The following is a 20,328-nucleotide window of genomic DNA, read 5'->3' on the forward strand; positions in this document are numbered from 1 at the left end:
GCGGTGATGGGTTGCGCGTTCTACGACTGGCGGCATCCGTCTACGCATCTTCAAGGCGTGAGATACGACGAACGCGTCAGCCCCAGCCGCAACGCATCGATGTACTGGGTGCGCTCCTTGGCGCTGAGCCGCGCGCTGGACACCTTGTCACGGTAGTAGGTCATCAGCTCCTCGGGCGAGAGGTGCACGTAGCGCAGCATGTCTTCGATGGTGTCGTGGGTCTCGATACCGGCGTGGTAGAAGCTGCCATCCTCACGCTGATAGACGTTGACCGAATCGGTGTCGCCAAACAGGTTGTGCATGTCGCCGAGAATTTCCTGGTAGGCCCCTACCAGGAACACCCCGAGGAAGTACTCCTCTCCCGCCTGGATTTCATGCACCGGCATGCTGTTTTCGATGCTCTGCTCATCCACGTAATGCTTGATCTTGCCGTCGGAGTCGCAGGTCAGATCTTGCAACACGGCGCGGCGCACCGGTTCCTCACTCAGGCGCTGCAACGGAACGATCGGTAGGATCTGATCGATAGCCCAGGTGTCCGGCAGGCTCTGGAACACCGAGAAGTTGCAGATGTACTTATCGGCCAGCTTGTCATTCAACTCGTCGAGCACCGCACGGTGGGACCGCTGACGTGCCTTGAGCTGGTTGTACAGCCGGCGGCAAATGGCGAAATAGCTTTGTTCGGCCAACGCTTTCTGCGCAAGTGACAACTTGCCAGAGGCATATTGTGCCGCAGCCTCGCTCATGTAGTGCGTCGCGCGCCAATAGGTCTCGGTGACCATCTCGGGATCGGTCGGGCCGAGCAGATCGGCCAGTGCCTGGACGATTTCTGGCAGCTCGTCGTAGTTCTCGATGGTCGGCGCTTCATCGTTGTGGCGCTCGAAGTCGGTCACCTGCATCACCAGCACTGCGTGGTGCGCAGTCATGGCCCGGCCGCTTTCGGAGAAGATATGCGGGTGCGGCAGTTCCTGCCGATCGCAGAACTCCTTGAGCATCCCGACTACTGTGCCGGCGTACTCATCGATGTCGTAGTTAATCGAACTGGCATTGCGCGAATGGGTGCCATCGTAGTCGACGCCGAGGCCGCCGCCCACATCGATATGGTCGACCGGCAACCCGAGCGCGCGGAGCTCGGCGTAATAACGAATGGCTTCACGGAAGCCATCACGGTAGTCCGCCAGGTTGGCAATCTGCGAGCCCATGTGGAAGTGCAGCAAGCGCACGCCCTGATCGACGCCAGCCGCGCGAAAGCGCTCGATGACAGTCAGCAACTGCGCAGCGGACAGACCGAACTTTGACTTTTCACCACCGGTGTCGGCCCACTTGCTCGAAGCCAGTGAGGACAACCGTACGCGCAAGCCAACCTGCGGGATGATCTTCAGCTCCGCCGCTTCCTCGATCACCATGCCCACTTCGGACATCTTTTCGATGACGATGAACACGTTGTGGCCGAGCTTCTGCCCCATCAGCGCCAAGCGGATGAATTCGCGATCCTTGTAGCCGTTGCAGACGATGGTGCCGCCCTTCGGTGCCAGCGCCAGCACCGCCATCAGCTCAGGCTTCGAGCCTGCTTCCAGGCCGATCGATACATTCTGTGTAGCGATGATGTTCTCGATCACCGCTTCCTGTTGGTTGACCTTGATCGGGTACAGCGCGGTGTATCTGCTCTGGTATTCGAGGCGCTCGATATTGGCATCGAAGGCACCGGTCAAATGACGTACCCGGTCCTGCAAAATGTCAGGGAAGCGCACCAGCAGCGGCAAGGTCAGCCCGGCATCGCGCAGCTGCTCGATCAGGCCGGTGAATTCAACGGCCGCGCCATTGGGTCCTTGTGGGCGCACTTCGACGTGACCGTCATCACTGATCGAAAAGTAGCCTGCACCCCAGTGGCGAATGCCATAGACGCTACGGCTGTCCGCTGCGGTCCACTGACTGCCGTCATCTTTACGTGTGCGTCGTACGGGCATCTAGGCCTCCTGAGAATAGGGATGAGTCTGTCGAGCTTAGCGCGACAGCGGGGCAATCCGGTTTGGACAGCCGACGCGCCCGGAAATAAGCGCACGCGCCTGAATGAGTCAGATCGGACGTTCAACCGCCCGATTTCTTGGCCTTGAATCCGCGCTTGATCAGTTCGTCGATGAGCAACTGAACATGGTCACCCTGGATTTCGATCACGCCTTCCTTGAGTGCGCCACCAGTACCGCAACGACGCTTGAGCGCACTGGCCAACTCCTTGAGCTCGACCTCCGCAAGCGGCACACCGGTTACCGTGGTGACTGTCTTGCCGCCGCGACCTTTGCTCTCCCGGCGCACGCGCGCGATGCCATCACCCTCAGGTATCAGCGCTTGCTTGCAGACGCAGGCATCCAGCGGCTGACCGCAATCCGGGCAGTGGCGCCCCGCATCGGTGGAGAAGACCAGACCACCTAGTCCGGAAAGGGATGTGGTTTTCTTGGCCACACGCAACCTCATGAGTGTAAGAAATCGGCGCGGCAAGGCTCTGCGCCACAAAGCTGGATAATTTAACAGCAAAACCGGCACACCCGAAGGGCTGCACAGCGCTTTGCCACAAACACCGCCGGATAGCACCGCAGCTACGCACTGACCATTGAAATGCTGCACCCAGACTACCGAAAGGCCAGTGGCTTTGCCGCGAGAGCGAGCGCCTCACACCCAGTGATAGATGACGTGTGAAGCGCAGCGTGCGCCTATGTACAACCGGGGAAGGTTTCGATGCGACGAGCGCACAACGAAACGCCTCCCTTGAACATCGAAACCAGCTAGTCGCAGGGCTGGCACGCATGGCACGCACCAGCCGTGGGCAATGTCACAACCGACCCGCAGGGGCGTAAGGCTCGGGATCGATGCACGGCGACCGATCCAGCATCAGATCGGCCAACAGCTGACATGAAGCCGGTGCAAGCACTAGTCCGTTTCGGAAGTGCCCGCAGTTGAGCCAAAGCCCATCATGCTCCGGCACCGGACCAATATACGGAATGCCGTCCGGCGAAGCAGGACGCAGACCCGCCCAATGCTTGACCACCTCAGCATCGGCTAGCCCAGGCAGCAAATCGACAGCGGTCGCCTTGAGACTTTCCAGCGCATCTTCGGTCGGCGTCTTGTCGAACCCAACGTCCTCCAACGTACTGCCCACCAGAATGTGGCCATCACGCCGCGGAATCGCATAGCGGCGCTTGGCCAACACCATGCTCGGCAGGAAGTCCTCAACGCACTTGAACAGAATCATCTGCCCCTTCATGGGCTTGACCGGCAGCTCCAGCCCCAGCGTTGCCAGCAGATTCCCACTCCAGGCACCCGCAGCCACTACAACCTGATCCGCCCGCATCTCACCCTGCGCCGTCTGCACGCCTACGATACGCGTACCTTCACGAACGAAACCGCTAACAGGGCAATGCTCGATGATCGTGACATTGGGCAGCTTCGCCAAAGCTGCACGCAGCGACTGCAGCAAACGGGGATTACGGACGTTGGCGACGCCTGGCATGTACACCGCCTTTGAGAAACCCTCCCCAAGCGATGGCACCGCAGCACGCACCTGCTCCATAGCCACTCGATGCAGCGGTCGATTATGTCGGTGCGCCCAGGCTAGCGCCTGATCCTCGTCTTCCAGGTCGAGCCAGTAGAGCCCAGTCTCGTGAACTTCAGGGTCGATCCCGCTCTGCTGCTGCAACGACTCGCCAAGCTTCGGATAGAAGTCCTGCGACCAGTGCGCTAGCGCCGTTATCGCTGGGCTGTAACGCCAAGGATAAAGAGGAGAAACGATACCTCCGCCTGCCCAGGAGGCTTCCTGGCCAACCGCCGCTTGATCGATTACCTCAACCTTCCAACCAGCCTGTGCTAGCAATAAAGCAAACTGGAGCCCTATCGCTCCAGCTCCGATAACCAAGACATCCATAAACCGTTACTCACCTATGTCAAATGGCGAGGATATAAAACACTTCAGTTAACGTCACCAGCATGCGTCCAGCGGCATCGGGTTCTGAATACCTGTCTGATCAAGCGTCTGGTTGTTGGCTTGGTCAATCTGATATTCGCCGCAGAGGTCTCCAGCCATGCTTCCAGCACGGGTAGCCCTCAAAACGTAGTTTGAGCGAGTCGGAGTCCCTTCCGCAGCTATGGTGTAATTTGCGTTTCCGCTTTGCGGGGATTGGGTAGGGAATACTGCAGCCAGCCCAGAACCATCTGCGTTCAGATACGTGCTGTTTAGCGAGTAGTGCCGCTCGAGCGCTTGCGCTGCCTCAAGGAGCGTTGCCTTAACCTCTGCACGCTTTCCTTTACGCACATACTCCTGATATGCGGGCAAGGCAATCGCAGCAAGGATACCCATTATGACGATCACAATCATAAGTTCGATGAGGGTGAACCCAAATTGCCTGATAGCGCAGTGAGGTGTTCCTGTCATTGCAACTGTCTCCAGGATTGCCGGCCAGTGGCGGCGGTGCCTGCGTCCTCCAGCGTCACGCCAATGTTGCCGCTGGAGCCGGAGGTGTATTTGTACTCGACTTCACCACCCGAGATGATCCCTGGGTTGCGGATCAGCTCCTCAAAGCCCTTGCCGCCAACGCTGCCTTGATTTTCGCCATCATCACCCCACTCGGCGAAATCGTCGTCATTTATCACGCCGTCGTTGTTCACATCGAACACCGAGCCTTCGAGGCGACCACCGGACATTGCGTCGACCTCCATCAGCCAACTGTTTCCTCCATAGGCGCACGCGTCGCCGGAGGGAACACTCGTGGCAAAGATGATTTTGCCACCGCGCAATGTTGCGGCAGACGTGACCCGCTCGCCGTCTCCCGTGGTTCCGGTGGGGTACACCAGATTCAAATACCAACCTTGCTTGCGGCTGCCATTAGTGCCGTATTCAAACGTGGAGTCAGACATGACACGCACCGCAAAATCAGCAGCTGAACCAGAGCGGGTTGTGGCCGACGAGGACTCGTAGACGATCGTCTGCTGCTGCAAGTCGCTAAGTGCAACGAGCTGGGTCTTTCTGTTCATGTTGACCGAGGTGTGCACATCGCTGTCCCACACACCGTAGAACGACTGGACCGGCGGTTCGTCGCCGACGATCCGGTCGGTGTCACCCAGGTAGCGGCCCGTACCGAAATAGAGCATCACACCACCGCTGGGGTGATTGCCGGCGACGAGTCGAGTAGTGATCGGCTGATTGGCCTGGGTTGTAAAGATCGGTTTGCCGGACAGCCCAGCCGCCCACGAGGTCTGAGTTGATCCGTTGAGGTCGAATCGCCAGACGTTCCCCTTCATGTCACCCGCGTAAACATAATCCGTGATTCCATCAGCATTCAGGTCGGCCGGAAACACCGCCGACAAGCCGTTGTCCCCAGCTACACCGACGGGGATTCGTTTGAGCAGCTCACCGGAATTAAGATCGACGATGAACAAAGCAGCCTGGCCACTCTGGCTGTTATAGCCATTGCCGAAGATGGCGACCCATTTGTCATTCGCGGCGAGACGAGCGATGGTCGGCTGGGTGATGCCCTGCCCGACCTCTACACTGTCCGCTTCGGGAGTATCGGCATTCGGAAACTCCCACAAGACCTTGTTCGGCCCGAAGTTATCAGGATCGGTTACATCCAGGGCGAACACCGAACGCCCGCCAGCTCCCAGGCTGCCCAACAGCACGGTGGCCCAGCCGGCACCGCTTCCGGTGCCAAGGTAGGCATCGACCACCCGTGCCGAACCATCCACATAGTAGCGATGCTGGTAGGCGGGATCAGCTAACTGGCTGAGCCCGTTGGCAAGGGCGCCAGGTATGTAAGCAAGAATTTCCTGCCCCGGGCTCGCGCTGCCGCAGCCTCCTGCGCAGAATCCATGCAACATGCCGTCGTTGGCGCCTGCATAGACCATCGCCTTGCGACTGATGCCAGATTTGAAGGTGCGATAGGGGTTACTGTCGGCCGTCGGCCGCTCCGGCTCACCGATTGGCAGGCGGCTGAAACCGTAGTCCTGGTTGCCAACGAATACCGGGTCTGAGTTAACGATGTCACCCAGCAAGCCGGAAGGACGGTCACGGAAGCTGCCGCCGTTGCGCTCCTCTCCCTCGGTGTCGCCACGCAGATAGTTGATCAATGCCTCGCTACCCACCGCAGTCTGATAAGGCTCGCTAAGTTCGCCCCATTCGAATTCCACAGCCTCTTCGGCGGCGTGGTCCCAGGTTGCGATCGTCCGGTCGTTTTCGGCCGGAATCAGCTCGGAGGCTTCCCAGGCGGTCGAGCCAATAGACCCATTGGCGTTGACGTTGAGCGCACGCAGCTCACCGGACCAGAACTCGCTGTTGAAGCGCGCCTGGAAAATCTGAGTTCCGGTATCCAATCGCGTAGAGTTGGTCGCAACCGCTGAAGCCGAAGATGTCTGGATGAGGATATTGTTGAAGGCGCTGGTCAGTTGATCACGCAGACCTAGCGCGTTAGTAACCAGGTAATAGTTGTCTGGATCGGGATCGGACTCGCCGGCGGCGGCACTCGTCCACTCCTCACGCAGATCCGGAATGCCGTTGCCGTTACGGTCCTTAAAGCCACCCCACTTGGCCGCGTACCACAGCGGGCCCTTGAGGAGCGAGGCCGTGCTGGCACCACTCGAGGTATTAACCGTGAAAGTGCGAGTCGCCTGCAAGGGCAGCTCGTCCGCACCCCGCAGATCGGACGGCGTCGCGCGGCTCGGAGGTGTATCCAGCGTATAGGCAACGCTGACGTCGTTGGCAGCGGGAGTGTCCTCGTCGCGTACTTCGAGGTAAACCCCATCCGCGGTCGTACCTGAAATGACGTAACCCATATGCTGTACCACGCTACCGGCCGCGTACTCGGATGTCAGCTCCAGCCGTAACTGGCTGTCGCCGATCACCTCGTACTCATAGCGCACGATCGCATCCATGTCGTGGTCGTTGCCCTGTTCGACGTCCTCGAAGTTGATGCGGAAGGTACCGCTACGTCCATCCTCGGCGATGTCCTCGACATAGAAATCAACAATGGTATTGGTCGGGTGATACGCACTGTATGGCGTCGACCCACTGCCAACGGACTTGCCGAAAGGTACCAGCGTGATGAAGTGGTCGCCTACAGGAATACGGAACTGCGGAAGGGGGGAGGCAAGCGCCACGACGTAACTGCTCAACTTCTGGTCGCCTGTGGCAGCGCTAAGGTCGTTGCGCAAACCGTAATAAGCCAAACTGGCCGAGTAGTAACCGCCCATCTTGGTCGGTTCGGCCGGAGCGAGGCCACGAATATTGCCGAACGAAGTCACGGTTTTTGCCGTTGGAGCGCCGTCGCTGACCGCAGCCGACTGGCCAATGAAATGCTGACGGCTGAAACCCGAGCCAAACTCACCGTTCCAGATCGTTTGCCCCTCGTTCGCCACATTGAGTGACGACAAACGTGAAGGCGATGCTGTCACCCCATCGCCGAACGCCGTGCCAGGGAGGTCATCTGTGTCATAGGAGGGATTAATGTCGCTGATGATCGTCTGGACCGGCGCAGCGCAGCTATACGCGCCCTGACCAACGTAGGGGTTGTCCCAGGTCGCCAACGGCAGCCCGAGCCCGGTTTCGTAACCGTTAGAGCTGACATTGCTGGAATAATCCGACGTCGCCGAACTCGCCCCAGCAAAATAGCGCAGGGTTTCGTACATCATTTCGGCGACTGGGTTGCCCCACATGTTGCACTGATTGTTGCTGATTGCCCCATTGGTGATCAGGCCACAGCCGCCGCTGTTGCCGTTCGAACCATGCTGGGATCCGTTGTAGCCCATGAACCCCAAGCGATCGATGGTTTCAATGACGCCGATGACGTCGTCGTCAAACACACCCGTTTCAAGATTAAGCTCGTCGCTGATGTCACCGACCGTGCGCCGCAGCACGCCACCTCTAAGGTTGTTGCGATAACTCCCGGTAAGCAGGCCAAATTTCATGCGCGCCACCGAGGTTTCGTCAGTGGCGGTGCCAAACTCCTGCAAGAGGCCTACCGGCTTGTGGGTGACGTAGCTAGTGCCGTCATCAACACGTGTGTAGCTTTGGCAGTTGTCTTCCAGCAGCCCGGTTGCGCAGACCTGAACCCGCACGACGTAGTCGGGATCGTCTCGCGTAGAGGCCGGTACGGTACGGCCATATACCCAGAGTTTGAGGTTTTCGAACCAGGATGCGGGCACCACTTCCCAGGCCGTTCCATTCCGCCAGCCAAGGCTATAGCTATCGCCACCGCCGACCTCCTCATGGCGAAACTCGATAGTGTGATCACCGGCCGTCAGCGTGATTGATCCCGCGTGGTCGGCAAAGTTGCCCGCACCGTGGCCGCCATACCAACCAACGACTAATTGGCCATCAATCAGCACCTCGACGGCATCATCGCCGTTGACGGCGAACTGGTACGGTCCGCTGGTCGGTATCCTGATGGTGCCCTTCAACACGGAGACGTAGTTATCAGCTTGTCCTGCGGTCGTCCCGCTGTCCGCAAGCGCTCCCGCTCCGTTTGCTGTCTTGTTAATACGGGTGCGGGCAACCCCGTCAATGAGTACATTGCCCTCCATCCGTTTGATCAGATCCGCAAATTCAAGGCTGGAACTCGGATGGCTCGTATCCACCCCGGCGACATACACACAGGTTGGCCCGTTACTGCCATGCTCGCAGCGATCACCGGCCACCGGGGCTTCGATGGAAACCCACTCCCAGATGCGAAAACGCGAGTTGCGCAGGACGCGCAGGAGAGGCGCATTGCCGCTGGTTGCAGGTGAAGCCCCGATGGTCACGTTGGCGAAAAGATGACGCGTACCAGCCTGAGGGACGGGCAGCGGCGTGTAGTTTGAGATGTCATACCCATCGACCGCGACGCTGGTGTACTCCTTGCCCCAACTATGTCCGTCTTGCGGAATCGCGCTGCGTTCGAGCACAGTCACGCCCGCACCGGTGCTCGTGTGAGTATCAATGACGCGCTTGCCGCCATAAAGCACCTTACGCAGCGCATCGATGCGAGACATGGTCACGTAATTGAGGAAGTTACCACTCCAATTACCGCTGCAACTGCCATCGAACCGGCTGTTGCTGGTGGCGCCAACCGGCTCGAAACGGCTATCGCCTTCGACATACTGGTAACACTTGGCCGAGTCGAAATAGCCGTAGTAGTCAATGTCGTCCGGCTTGAAGCGGGTATCGAGAAGCCCATCGCCATCAAGGTCCGAAGCGTCGTTATAGGCTTCGTAATAGAGCGTATGGTCACGCCCCATCACCAGCATGTTCAGCGGCGGCACCGCTGCATTGATAAAAAGTGGTGTCTGGGCGATATCGATCGCGGCTTGTACCGAGCCGCTAACGACCATTAGCGCAGCTACGAACACGCCAAGACGAACTTTACTTTTGCTGGTTACCGGCATTTTCCGCTCCCTGCCAAGCCGTTATCTACGGTAGGTTGATTGCAACACGACGCGAGCGTCGGGACTGGCCCCGTAGCCACGGCTGGTTACTCGATAGGAAGAGATGGACTCCTCCGGTTCATCCGCGCCCAAGCCGAACATACCTGTCTGGGTGACTTCCTCGATGATGTACTGGGGCTGGCTGTCGACACCGGCAAGGGTGTCGGCCGGCAAAGCGAGCCAGTTGGTGCTGCCGCTCATGGCCCAACTCGGCACGGAGCCACTACCGGCCGTAAACAAACCACTGGCATTGGTCTCGAAGGGACCGACCACGGCACCCTGCAGGTAACGCTCGGCCGTCCGCAGCCCGGCCTCCGCCGCCTGGAAGGCGACTTCGCGGTCGCGGTTGTTACCCGCCATCCGCTCCTGAAGGATCGAATCTTGGATCGAACTGATGCCGATCATGGTTAGCAACAGAAGAAACACGAGGCTGACCAGCAGGGCCGAACCACGCTGAGATTTCGATACACACATGATTGATCCGGCCATGACTAGGGAACCCGGTTGCGCACGGTGACCACGGAGCTGAACACCTGCCTGAGGAATCCATCCGCGGCAACCGCGCTGCCGTTATAGGTGAGAATCTGGCTTGCCTCGCCAGACGCGGGAGCAACATTCTCCTCGGTGCTGCGCATCAGCAGATTCATCCGGATGCTGACCACGCGCGACCAGTCGGCGACTTCATCGGCGGGCCTGTATTCGTTGGCAGCCCGATTGCCGGAGGTGTCGACACCGTACTCGAGTTGCATATCCTCGACCCCCTCGATGAGCTCCTGCACTTCGGTAGTCGCTCCGCTCCCTGCACGCATCGTCTCTACATAAAGTGACGGAATGGCGGTGCCATTTGGCGTCGTACGGCCTGTATTGCGAACGAAGAAGACGCTGTATTCGAACGCCAGCACTTGGGCGTCTGCGCCGTACGGCTTACTCAGCCGATTGTCGATATTTATGTCGTTTGCATGTGCGATGTTGATTGTCGAACCGCCGCCATTTGAAACAGTAGTGGCTCGAAAAAGATCGGCAGTCGTGCAGTCGGTGATAAACAGCGCATCGCCGGCATCGAAACCGGGCGCATTGTTGGTCACGTGAATTTGCGCGTTGTCGGCGCTCATGTTGCCGGTCAGCGTCACGCCGGTACTGGCCGCACGCCGGATCTCAATCACATCGGTTCCAACCTTGGCGCCCCAGTCATTGACGGCGGCAACCGCATCGTGCCCTTCAATTACGGCCTCCTGGCTGATGTCGAAGTCGAACCCAGCCGGCACATCGGCCGGATCGATAATGTCATTCACGGTGATGCTGCCAAGATTGCCGCATCCCATATACCCAGCCATACGGATATCGTTCGCCATGTAGCCCACAGCGAATCGGCCGTTCTCCTGCACGCGGGCCATCGCCTCCTGCATCCGGTACGTCGTGCGACTTGTAAGAAATACCTGCATTACGGCGGCGCTGATGATCAGGCCCAACGCAAGGGCAATCAGCAGCTCTATCAGGCCAATGCCTCGCGAACGGTGAAAGGTAGGTCCACTCATAACTGCGTCTCGAACACGAACTGCTGGGTTTCGCTTTCGCCGATGCGGCCTTCGCTCCACTGCACCGTAATCGAGATCACGTTGCCGCTGCGCTCGATGGCCCCGGCCCCGGCCGGAAGCTGGGTACCCAGCGCGGCTTTCCACTGCCGCAGATCAGTTGCAGTGATGTTCGCGCCCGCCGGAGCGGCGTCATCGAGGTCCGTGTCGTAGGAGCCACCTCGAGCGTCCGCTCGGTTGGCACGCAGACGGTCCGACATGTCGTAGGCTAGAAATGTAGCCTGAGTGCGAACTGCCGCCGTCTGATTGAACTTCATCGAATTGAGCTGCAGCGCGGCCATACCCAGAATACCGATGCCCAACACCAGCATCGAGACAAGCACCTCGATCAGGCTGAAGCCAGCAGCTCGCCGATGCATTCCCTTACTAGTCATCATCACAATCCTTGCGAGCGGTGGACACGCGCCCTATATGGTTGATCTGCATATCGCGTGCGAGCGGGCAGAAGTCGTCGCCCATGCTGAACGCAAAAAAGAGGCCCTGTCCTGGCAGTACGCCCTGCTGCAACCCTTGTGCGTTGAAGCGAAACTGTTCGGCGGCGCTGCCCGGCGTCACGACACCGCCGACGGTTGTGTAGCTCCTGCCCTTAAGGGAAACGCCATTTCCACCCAGCGCGCCAAACGCGCGAATCAGCTCGGCCGCCGCATAAATGCCGTTACTGTTGGCGTCGTGCCAGACACGCCAACCAGCCTCCCACGTATCGCCGTCAATCAGCGCGGTTACGTAGACGTTGCCGCCGCGCTTGATGGCCTCGCTACGGGCAAGCGCCACCGTTCGGGTGATTTCGGAACTTTGGCTATGGGCCCGGTAGGATCGCAGCAGATCAGTGAAACCTGGCACGGCAATGCCTAACGCAATTCCTAGAATTGCGATCGCGATCATTAATTCGAGCAGGGTGAATCCTCTCAGGAACTTCATTCCGATATCCTTCATCGACGGCTTAAGCCTAACCGCCGCCGATTAGCATGACACTAGCAAGGGGACGAGATGGCCTCTTGGGGCGATGGCTGGCAGCTTAGCGGGCCAGCAACATGAGCATCTGAGAACCGAATCACAAGGCAGGAAGCCATATGAAACAACAGGGATATACGCTCATTGAGTGCATGGTAACGCTCGTTCTGATTTCGATTGTGCTTGGCGTGGGTGTACCAAGCTTCAGCCAGATGCTGCGCAAACAGGCGCTCGATGCGGCTCGAATGAAATTAGTAAGCGCGATACAGATGACCCGGCAGGAAGCGGTGTACCGCAACCGCGCGGTCACGCTGTTACAGCGCAACGGTAATTGGACCAATGGCTGGACGATCATGGTTGACCTTAATGGCAATGGTGCGATGGATGGCACAGACGTAGTCATCCGGCAACAGGCAGGGCCGGACGGAGACGTTACCCTTAGCGGTAATTCGCCGATCAGCCAATACATCCGCTATATGCCCGACGGCACCGCCCGGTTGTACAGCGGAGCGTTCCAGGCGGGAACGCTGACGCTTTGTCACGCAACTGGTGATTTGAAGGGGATCAAGCTGGTGCTGAGCAGTGGCGGCCGGCTACGGCAGGAAACAACCAGCTGCAGCTAGTGAAAAAACCCCAGCACTGTCACACCGCCTTTAACCGCAACTCCTTAGGCATCGCAAACGTGACGTTCTCGGGCCGACCATCCAACTCGTCCATTCCTGTCGCGCCCCATAACCTGAGCTGATCGATAACGCCGCGCACTAGCACTTCAGGTGCTGATGCGCCGGCGGTGATGCCGACTCGCGCAACGTTCTCAAACCACTCCTGCTTGAGATCTTCTGCCCCGTCGATCAGATACGCTGGTGTATCCATGCGCTCCGCCAGTTCACGAAGACGATTGGAGTTCGAGCTGTTCGGGCTGCCCACTACTAGTACCAGATCGCATTCGGCCGCGAGCTGCTTGACTGCATCCTGACGGTTCTGCGTCGCGTAGCAAATGTCATCCTTCCGCGGACCGCCAATGCTTGGAAACTTGCTGCGCAGCGCGTCGATGACGCGACTGGTGTCATCCATGGAAAGCGTGGTCTGGGTGACGAAGGCCAGCGCCTCGGGGTCGCGCACCTCTAGCTTTGCCACATCGTCTTCGTCTTCGACCAGATAGATCGAGCCACCACTGGCGGTGTCGTACTGGCCCATGGTGCCTTCAACTTCGGGGTGCCCAGCGTGTCCTATGAGAATGCACTCACGCCCTTCACGGCTATATTTGGTCACTTCCAGATGAACCTTGGTCACCAATGGGCAGGTGGCGTCAAATACCTTGAGGCCGCGCCTTTCCCCCTCCATCCGCACAGCCTGGGATACGCCGTGCGCACTGAAGATAACGATGAAGCCGTCCGGCACCTGATCAAGCTCATCGACGAAAACAGCGCCCCGCTCGCGGAGATCCTCTACGACAAATTTGTTATGCACAACTTCGTGGCGCACATAGATCGGCGGACCGAAGACTTCCAGCGCGCGATTAACGATCTCGATGGCGCGGTCTACACCGGCACAAAAGCCACGCGGATTGGCGAGTTTGATTTGCATATGAATTCTCGTCGCTCGGGGCGGGTGGGTTGTGGATCAAGTGAAGCTTGATGCTTTATCAGCGTGACGGCCGGACTCACGATAGCGTACGTGGGTCGGGTCGCCCAAAGGGACTGGGCGTGCCCTGCCTCCTACACGAGCAGTGCGCATGAGAGGCTATCTCTTCAGACAGGTTTGACGTCGAATATTTCCACATCGAACGTCAATGCCTTGCCGGCCAATGGATGATTGAAGTCCACGGTTACCTGACGATCATCGAAAGCCTTGACCACCCCTGGCAGCTCCGTCTTGGCAGCATCGTTGAAGATCACCAGCAGCCCTTCGGAGAGTTCCATGCCTTCGAACTGGCTCCGCGGCATGGTTTGCACATTCTGCGGGTTGTGCTGGCCGAAGCCCTGCTCGGGCGCGATCTGAAAAGTGCGCTTGTCACCGGCCTTGAGGCCGAATAACTGCTGCTCGAAACCGGGCAGCAAATTGCCATCGCCAACCTTGAACGTCGCCGGCTGCTTGTCGAAGGTGCTGTCGACTTGCTCGCCATTTTCCAGACTAAGGGAGAAATGCAGGGTGACCTGCATGTCGGGCCCGATACGCTGCTCACTCATTTACCGTTTCTCCCGTTTTACTGCTACGGAACATATCCAACGCCAGCATGACGGCACCGATTGTGATGGCGCTGTCTGCGATATTGAACGCCGGGAAATACCAGCGATTCTGCCAATGCACCAGGATGAAATCGACGACGTGTCCGAGCACCACGCGATCATAGAGATTGCCGACGGCGCCCCCTAAGACCAGTGCCAGGGCCACCGCAAGCCAGGTCTCACCGGGCTTCAAGCGTTTCATCCAGACTACTAGTACGACACTTACGCCAATGGCGATCAATGCGAACAGCCAACGCTGCCAGCCGGAATGGTCGGCGAGAAAGCTGAAAGCAGCGCCTGTGTTGTAGGCCAGCGTCCAGGCGAAGTAGTCGGGAATGACCTCGACTTTCTGATAAAGGCTGAAGTTGGCCTCGAAGTAATGCTTGGTCGCCTGATCTAGCACAATGACCAGCACGCTTAGCCACAGCCAGGTGAGCTTACCGAAGCGCGAGGTCATGCCGACACCCTCGAAAGCGCGTGCCGAGTCTCAGCCGCGCAACCGTACCGCATGCCGTCACGCATGGTGGCGAACCTCACCTGCACCTTCGATGTTCTCAATGCAGCGACCGCAGATCTCAGGATGACCTGAGTGCGTGCCGACGTCAGGCAGGTGATGCCAGCAACGGCCGCACTTGGCGTGACCGGTTTTGCTGATCTGCAGCTTGAGGCCAGGCATTTCGCTCTGCACGGCTTCGGCTGGCGCTTTGGCAAGCGGCGCTACTGTCACCGCAGACGTAATCAGTACGAAGCGCAATTCGCTTCCCAGCTTCGCCAGGTCGGAAACCAGCGTGTCTTCAGCGTACAGGGTGACCTCAGCCTGCAGGTTGCCGCCGATGGTCTTGGCCGCGCGCTGGGTTTCCAGCTCTTTGTTCACCGCAGCCTTGACCGCCATGACCTTTTCCCAGAACTCGCGACCCAGTTCGACGCTGGCAGGCAGCTCAGCAAGTCCCTCGTACCAGGTGTTGAGCATCACCGATTCGTTGCGCTCACCCGGCAGGTACTGCCAGATTTCATCAGCCGTGAACGACAGGATCGGCGCAATCCAACGCACCAGCGCCTCGGCGATGTGATACAGCGCGGTCTGACAGGAGCGGCGCGGCAGGCTGTCGGCACCGGTCGTGTACTGACGGTCCTTGATGATGTCGAGGTAGAAACCACCCAGCTCCTGAACACAGAAGTTATGCACTTTCTGATAGACGTTCCAAAACTTGTAGGTACCATAAGCCTCTTCGATTTCCCGCTGCAACAGCAAGGCGCGGTCGATGGCCCAACGGTCGAGCGCGATCAGCTGATCGACTGGAACCTGATGCTGCGCTGGATCGAAGCCGTCGAGATTACTCAAGAGGAAACGCGCGGTGTTGCGAATGCGGCGATAGGAGTCTGCACTGCGCTGCAGGATGACCTTGGACACAGCCATCTCGCCGGAGTAATCGGTTGAGGCCACCCAAAGACGGAGGATGTCTGCGCCCAGGCTGTCAGTGACTTCTTGCGGCGCGACGACATTGCCCAGCGACTTGGACATCTTGCGGCCGTTTTCATCAACCACGAAACCGTGGGTCAGCAACCCTTTGTAGGGTGCGTGGCCGTCAATCGCCGAGCCGGTCAGCAGCGACGAATGGAACCAGCCGCGGTGCTGGTCCGAGCCTTCCAGATACAGGTCCGCACGCGGGCCGTTGTCATGCCCCATCGGGTGCGAACCGCGCATCACATGCCAATGGGTGGTACCGGAGTCGAACCAGACGTCCAGCGTGTCACTGATCTTCTCGTATTGCGCGGCTTCATCGCCCAGCAGCTCGGCTGCATCCAGCTTCGACCAGGCCTCGATGCCGCCCTGCTCGACATCTTGAGCGACGGCTTCCATCAGCTCGACGGTGCGTGGATGCAGCTCGCCGCTTTCCTTGTGCAGGAAGAACGGGATCGGCACGCCCCAGGTGCGCTGACGCGAGATGCACCAATCCGGACGGCCGGCGATCATGCCGTGCAGCCGCGCCTGGCCCCAAGCGGGAACGAACTCGGTCTGTTCGATAGCGTCCAGCGCGCGACGACGCAGGGAGCTGCCGTCGTGAGCGACTTTGTCCATGCCAACGAACCACTGCGCCGTGGCGCGGTAGATCAGCGGCGTCTTGTGTCGCCAGCAATGCATGTAGCTGTGCTGGATGGATTCATGCTTGAGCAGCGCGCCAACTTCACGCAGCTTCTCGACGATGGCCGGATTGGCCTTCCAGATGAACTGGCCGCCGAAGAATGGCAGATCCGGCACATAGACGCCGTGGCTCTGCACCGGGCTGAGAATGTCATCGTTCTCCATGCCGTAGTGCTTGCAGGAACGGAAGTCGTCTTCGCCGTAAGCGGGCGCCGAATGAACGATGCCGGTACCAGCGCCAGTTTCAACGTAATCGGCCAGGTAGACAGGGGCGAAGCGCTCGTAGAAGGGATGGCGGAAGCGGATGAGCTCCAGCGCCTTGCCCTCGCAGCGGGCGATAATTTCGCCCTGCAGTTCGTAGCGCTGCAGGCAGGATTCGACCAGCTCCTCGGCAAGCACCAGCAGCCGGTCGCCAGTGTCGACCAGGGCGTAGACGAAGTCGGGATGGACGTTCAGCGCCTGGTTGGCCGGGATGGTCCAGGGCGTGGTGGTCCAGATCACGATACTGGCCGGCTTGCCAAAGGCAGCGACGCCGAAGGCCGTCGCCAGCTTATCCGAGTCTTCGACCTGGAAGGCCACGTCGATAGCATCGGACTTCTTGTCCTGATATTCGACTTCCGCCTCGGCCAGCGCCGAACTGCAATCGAAGCACCAGTTCACGGGCTTCAGCCCTTTGAAAACGAAGCCACCCTCGACCATCTTCGCCAGCGCTCGAATTTCACCGGCCTCGTTGGCGAAATCCATCGTACGGTACGGGTTATCCCACTCACCCAACACGCCGAGACGGATGAAGTCGGCTTTCTGCCCCTCGATCTGCTCTGCGGCATAGGCACGGCAGCGCTCGCGAGTCAGATCAGCGGGCTGATTTTTGCCATAGGTGATTTCGACCTTGTGCTCGATCGGCAAGCCATGGCAGTCCCAACCCGGGACATAGGGAGCATCGAAACCGGACAGTGTCTTCGAACGAACAATGAAGTCTTTGATGACCTTGTTCACTGCATGACCGATATGAATGCTGCCGTTGGCATACGGAGGGCCATCATGCAGGACAAATTTCGGGCGATTTTCACCAATCTGCCGCAGCTTCCCGTACAGGTCGATACTGTTCCAGCGCTGCAGGGTCTCCGGCTCGCGCTGTGGCAGACCGGCCTTCATCGGGAATGCCGTGGACGGCAGATTGAGAGTCGCTTTGTAATCGGTCATTTCAGTCCTGACTCGTGGTAAAGGGTGAAGCCCGCCAGTATTCGCGAGCCGCAGCAATATCTGCTTCGATTGCCGTCTTGAGCGCCTCAAGCGAGGCAAAGCGCTGCTCGTCACGCAGTTTGCGGTGAAAGGTCACGCGCAGCAGACGCCCATAGAGGTCGCCTTGATAATTGAGCAAATGCACTTCCAGATGCGGTTGGCCGTCGCTTTTAACCGAGGGTCGCATGCCGATGTTGGCGACCGCCGGCTGAGTGAGACCGTCAACCTCGGTGCTCACCATGAACACTCCGCTAAGCGGCGTATTTTTGCGTTTGAGCTGGATATTGGCGGTCGGCGCACCCAACTGTCGACCTAGCGCCTGACCATGCATCACTCGGCCGGTAATGCTGAACGGCCGACCGAGCAGCTTTTGCGCCAGATCCAGGTCGCCGTCAGCGAGCACCTGACGCAAGCGCGTGCTACTGACGCGCTCGCCCTCGACTTCTATGGTAGTGGCAGCCTCGACGGTGAAGCCTTCGGCAGCACCGGCCTTCAGCAAAAAATTGAAATCCCCGGCACGGTCGCAGCCAAACCGGAAGTCGTCGCCCACTTCCAAGTGCCGCACGCCAAGGCCATCAACCAGCGTCGCGTGAACGAACTCTGCAGCACTCAACTCCCGCAAACGACGGTTGAACGCCAGGCACAGCACCAAATCGACACCCTGCTCACTCAGCAGCTGCAATTTCTCGCGCAGGCGGGTCAAGCGAGCGGGCGCCTGATCTGGTGCGAAGTACTCGCGCGGCTGCGGCTCGAAAATCACCACGCAGCTGGGCAAGCTAAGCTCGGAAGCACGTTCGCGCAGGCGCTCCAGGATGGCTTGATGCCCCCGGTGAACCCCGTCGAAATTGCCGATGGTGGCGACGCAACCCCGATGCCGGGGTCGCAGGTTATGAAGACCTCGAACCAGCTGCATACCGCACTTCTTGCTTGAAAAGTCGCCGATTATACGCATGAGGCTGCGGTCACGGACAGGTTTGCCACCCGCGCAAGGTACGGATCAATGACGGAGATGCCGAGGACGCAAACCAAGCACTACCAGGCCCGCCGCGAAAGCACCCAACCCGGCCACGACGAGCAGCCCCAACTGCAGCGCTCGCTGCTGCCAGCCCCAAGCGAACCATTCGACCGACGGCGCATTGAGCCACCAGACCATCGCCACCATTGCAGCACAGCCGCCGACCAACCGAAGGAGGAACAACCCCCATCCGGGCGTAAACCGGAACACGCCTGTCTTGTACAGCCCCCAGAACAGCAGGCCTGCATTGAGCATCGACGACAACGAGGTCGCCAATGCCAGCCCCACATGCTGGAGTGGCCAGATCAGCATCAGGTTCAGTGCCATGTTGGCGATCATGCAAATGATTGCAACGCGCACTGGCGTCTTCAAATCCTGGCGAGCGAAGAAACCTGGCGCCAGCACCTTGATCAACATGAACGCCAGCACGCCCAGCGAATAGGCCTCTAGCGCATTGGCGGATTGCACTACGGCCTCCTCGCTCATTGCACCGTAAAAAAACAGACTGGCAATCAGCGGCTCAGCGAGGATGCCCAGCGCAAGCGCCGCTGGAATCCCCACCAGGAGAACCATTCTCAGCGCCCAGTTGAGGGTATCGGAAAACGCCTTGGGATCCTCCCCAGCATGCTGACGCGACAGGCTGGGCAAAATCACCGTACCGATGGCGATACCGAATGCTCCAAGCGGCAATTCCGAAAGGCGGTCAGCGTAATAGAGCCAGGACACGCTACCGGTCTGCAGAAACGACGCGAGAACCGTATCGAGCAAGAGGTTGATCTGACTGACCGACACACCGAACAAGGCCGGAACCATCAGCAGCATGATTCGCCGTACGCCCTCGTCTCCGAATCTCACCCGCGGCCTGGGCAACAACCCCAGCTTGGCGACGTAAGGGAGCTGAAACGCCAGCTGGGCGAAGCCGGCAATGAATACCCCCCAAGCCAGGGCCATGATCGGTTGATCGAAGTAAGGCGTCAGGAAAACAGCCGAGCTGATCATGCAAACATTCAGCAGCACCGGCGTGAAGCCCGGCACCGCGAAATGCCCGTAGGTATTGAGCACGCCGGAGGTGAAAGCCGTTAGCGAAATCAGCAGCAAGTAGGGAAAAGTGATGCGCAGCAGCTCGCCAGCGAGCTGCATTTTGGCTGGGTCGTCATGAAAGCCGGGCGCAAAGAGCATGACCACGTATGGCGAAGCCAACACGCCAACCGCCGTAATGCCCGTCAGGATCAGCCCAAGCATGCCGGCAGTACGATCTACCAGCAGCTTAACCTCCGTCAGAGTTTTTTTTGTCCGGTATTCCGACAGCACCGGAACGAAAGCCTGTGCAAACGCGCCTTCTGCAAACAGACGGCGTAAAAAGTTGGGAATCTTGAAAGCGATGAAGAAGGCATCAGCAGCAGCGCCAGAGCCGAAGTAGCTGGCCACCACCATATCGCGTACCATGCCCAGCACCCGGGATAGCAGCGTCATCACGCTGACTACCGCACTGGACCGCAGCAATCCACCTTTGCCGGATGTATCGGACATTTGTCTTCCTAGAGTTGCAGCAGGAGGGGTTCTGGCCAGGGCACTGAGCATCGACTCGATGACCAGTTTCGACAGTTAACAGAGTGCGCGAGTTTAGCGACCCCCCTTCTGTCCGGCCAGTGTCTCGATTAGTTCAACCGGGGTTGACAAGGGCCAGCCGCATCGGCATGATTCGCGGCCTTATTTGCT

General features: G+C 59.1%; 16 protein-coding genes. 1 reads left to right on the top strand and 15 read right to left on the bottom strand.

The features are described 5' to 3' along the window. Positions 1 to 50 precede the first annotated feature (50 nt). The 9 genes from speA to CXK96_RS18430 form a co-directional block, all read right to left on the bottom strand. The gene (speA, locus tag CXK96_RS18390; protein WP_102837882.1) at positions 51 to 1,964 is read right to left on the bottom strand and encodes an arginine decarboxylase; all 1,914 of its coding nucleotides are present in this window, start codon (positions 1,962 to 1,964) and stop codon (positions 51 to 53) included. 121 nt (positions 1,965 to 2,085) lie between these two features. Next, the gene (locus tag CXK96_RS18395; RefSeq protein WP_102837883.1) at positions 2,086 to 2,457 is read right to left on the bottom strand and encodes a translation initiation factor Sui1; all 372 of its coding nucleotides are present in this window, start codon (positions 2,455 to 2,457) and stop codon (positions 2,086 to 2,088) included. Between the two features lie 367 nt (positions 2,458 to 2,824). Further along, positions 2,825 to 3,913, bottom strand: coding sequence for a glycine oxidase ThiO (thiO, locus tag CXK96_RS18400; RefSeq protein WP_102837884.1), 1,089 nt, complete (start codon positions 3,911 to 3,913; stop codon positions 2,825 to 2,827). Between the two features lie 54 nt (positions 3,914 to 3,967). After that, positions 3,968 to 4,420 (bottom strand): type IV pilin protein, encoded by a 453-nt coding sequence (locus CXK96_RS18405; RefSeq protein WP_102837885.1) that lies wholly within the window; start codon positions 4,418 to 4,420, stop codon positions 3,968 to 3,970. Beyond that, on the bottom strand, positions 4,417 to 9,399 hold the full coding sequence (locus tag CXK96_RS18410; protein WP_102837886.1) for a PilC/PilY family type IV pilus protein: 4,983 nt from the start codon (positions 9,397 to 9,399) through the stop codon (positions 4,417 to 4,419). The genes CXK96_RS18405 and CXK96_RS18410 overlap by 4 nt, the downstream gene beginning before the upstream one ends. 21 nt (positions 9,400 to 9,420) lie before the next feature. After that, complete coding sequence (locus CXK96_RS18415) at positions 9,421 to 9,912, bottom strand: pilus assembly PilX family protein (RefSeq protein WP_102837887.1); 492 nt, start codon at positions 9,910 to 9,912, stop codon at positions 9,421 to 9,423. A gap of 17 nt (positions 9,913 to 9,929) precedes the next feature. Further along, positions 9,930 to 10,973, bottom strand: coding sequence for a PilW family protein (locus CXK96_RS18420; protein ID WP_102837888.1), 1,044 nt, complete (start codon positions 10,971 to 10,973; stop codon positions 9,930 to 9,932). Beyond that, complete coding sequence (gene pilV / locus CXK96_RS18425) at positions 10,970 to 11,404, bottom strand: type IV pilus modification protein PilV (RefSeq protein WP_256061667.1); 435 nt, start codon at positions 11,402 to 11,404, stop codon at positions 10,970 to 10,972. Before pilV ends, CXK96_RS18420 begins: the two co-directional genes overlap by 4 nt. Further along, the gene (locus CXK96_RS18430; protein ID WP_180981561.1) at positions 11,397 to 11,948 is read right to left on the bottom strand and encodes a GspH/FimT family pseudopilin; all 552 of its coding nucleotides are present in this window, start codon (positions 11,946 to 11,948) and stop codon (positions 11,397 to 11,399) included. Before CXK96_RS18430 ends, pilV begins: the two co-directional genes overlap by 8 nt. Before the next feature lie 152 nt (positions 11,949 to 12,100). Here CXK96_RS18430 and CXK96_RS18435 point away from each other — a divergent pair, with 152 nt between their 5' ends. After that, on the top strand, positions 12,101 to 12,604 hold the full coding sequence (locus CXK96_RS18435; RefSeq protein ID WP_102837949.1) for a GspH/FimT family pseudopilin: 504 nt from the start codon (positions 12,101 to 12,103) through the stop codon (positions 12,602 to 12,604). Between the two features lie 19 nt (positions 12,605 to 12,623). Here CXK96_RS18435 and ispH read toward each other — a convergent pair whose 3' ends face one another. The 6 genes from ispH to murJ all read right to left on the bottom strand — a co-directional run bounded on the left by ispH (position 12,624) and on the right by murJ (position 20,139). Further along, positions 12,624 to 13,568, bottom strand: a complete 945-nt coding sequence (gene ispH / locus CXK96_RS18440; RefSeq protein WP_102837891.1) for a 4-hydroxy-3-methylbut-2-enyl diphosphate reductase — start codon at positions 13,566 to 13,568, stop codon at positions 12,624 to 12,626. A 164-nt stretch (positions 13,569 to 13,732) separates the two neighbouring features. Next, on the bottom strand, positions 13,733 to 14,170 hold the full coding sequence (fkpB, locus tag CXK96_RS18445) for an FKBP-type peptidyl-prolyl cis-trans isomerase (RefSeq protein WP_102837892.1): 438 nt from the start codon (positions 14,168 to 14,170) through the stop codon (positions 13,733 to 13,735). Beyond that, positions 14,163 to 14,666 carry a signal peptidase II gene (lspA, locus tag CXK96_RS18450; RefSeq protein WP_102837893.1) on the bottom strand — a complete coding sequence of 168 codons (504 nt, stop codon included), beginning with the start codon at positions 14,664 to 14,666 and terminating at the stop codon, positions 14,163 to 14,165. Before lspA ends, fkpB begins: the two co-directional genes overlap by 8 nt. A 57-nt stretch (positions 14,667 to 14,723) precedes the next feature. Continuing rightward, complete coding sequence (ileS, locus tag CXK96_RS18455; protein WP_102837894.1) at positions 14,724 to 17,555, bottom strand: isoleucine--tRNA ligase; 2,832 nt, start codon at positions 17,553 to 17,555, stop codon at positions 14,724 to 14,726. A gap of 1 nt (position 17,556) precedes the next feature. After that, on the bottom strand, positions 17,557 to 18,507 hold the full coding sequence (ribF, locus tag CXK96_RS18460) for a bifunctional riboflavin kinase/FAD synthetase (RefSeq protein WP_102837895.1): 951 nt from the start codon (positions 18,505 to 18,507) through the stop codon (positions 17,557 to 17,559). Positions 18,508 to 18,591: 84 nt separating this feature from the next. After that, positions 18,592 to 20,139: a murein biosynthesis integral membrane protein MurJ gene (murJ, locus tag CXK96_RS18465; protein WP_102837896.1), complete on the bottom strand. Its 1,548-nt coding sequence runs from the start codon at positions 20,137 to 20,139 to the stop codon at positions 18,592 to 18,594. Positions 20,140 to 20,328 lie beyond the last annotated feature (189 nt).

The organism is Stutzerimonas stutzeri (assembly GCF_002890895.1).
Lineage (GTDB): Bacteria > Pseudomonadota > Gammaproteobacteria > Pseudomonadales > Pseudomonadaceae > Stutzerimonas > Stutzerimonas stutzeri_AB.

Excerpts from the sequence above, each read along its gene's own strand:
- speA (WP_102837882.1), bottom strand. The coding sequence starts at position 1,964 with ATGCCCGTACGACGCACACGTAAAGATGACGGCAGTCAGTGGACCGCA.
- CXK96_RS18430 (WP_180981561.1), bottom strand. The coding sequence starts at position 11,948 with ATGAAGTTCCTGAGAGGATTCACCCTGCTCGAATTAATGATCGCGATC.
- murJ (WP_102837896.1), bottom strand. The coding sequence starts at position 20,139 with ATGTCCGATACATCCGGCAAAGGTGGATTGCTGCGGTCCAGTGCGGTA.
- CXK96_RS18410 (WP_102837886.1), bottom strand. The coding sequence starts at position 9,399 with ATGCCGGTAACCAGCAAAAGTAAAGTTCGTCTTGGCGTGTTCGTAGCT.
- CXK96_RS18415 (WP_102837887.1), bottom strand. The coding sequence starts at position 9,912 with ATGTGTGTATCGAAATCTCAGCGTGGTTCGGCCCTGCTGGTCAGCCTC.
- pilV (WP_256061667.1), bottom strand. The coding sequence starts at position 11,404 with ATGACTAGTAAGGGAATGCATCGGCGAGCTGCTGGCTTCAGCCTGATC.
- fkpB (WP_102837892.1), bottom strand. The coding sequence starts at position 14,170 with ATGAGTGAGCAGCGTATCGGGCCCGACATGCAGGTCACCCTGCATTTC.
- CXK96_RS18435 (WP_102837949.1), top strand. The coding sequence starts at position 12,101 with ATGAAACAACAGGGATATACGCTCATTGAGTGCATGGTAACGCTCGTT.
- ileS (WP_102837894.1), bottom strand. The coding sequence starts at position 17,555 with ATGACCGATTACAAAGCGACTCTCAATCTGCCGTCCACGGCATTCCCG.
- CXK96_RS18405 (WP_102837885.1), bottom strand. The coding sequence starts at position 4,420 with ATGACAGGAACACCTCACTGCGCTATCAGGCAATTTGGGTTCACCCTC.
- CXK96_RS18420 (WP_102837888.1), bottom strand. The coding sequence starts at position 10,973 with ATGAGTGGACCTACCTTTCACCGTTCGCGAGGCATTGGCCTGATAGAG.
- thiO (WP_102837884.1), bottom strand. The coding sequence starts at position 3,913 with ATGGATGTCTTGGTTATCGGAGCTGGAGCGATAGGGCTCCAGTTTGCT.
- ispH (WP_102837891.1), bottom strand. The coding sequence starts at position 13,568 with ATGCAAATCAAACTCGCCAATCCGCGTGGCTTTTGTGCCGGTGTAGAC.
- lspA (WP_102837893.1), bottom strand. The coding sequence starts at position 14,666 with ATGACCTCGCGCTTCGGTAAGCTCACCTGGCTGTGGCTAAGCGTGCTG.
- ribF (WP_102837895.1), bottom strand. The coding sequence starts at position 18,507 with ATGCAGCTGGTTCGAGGTCTTCATAACCTGCGACCCCGGCATCGGGGT.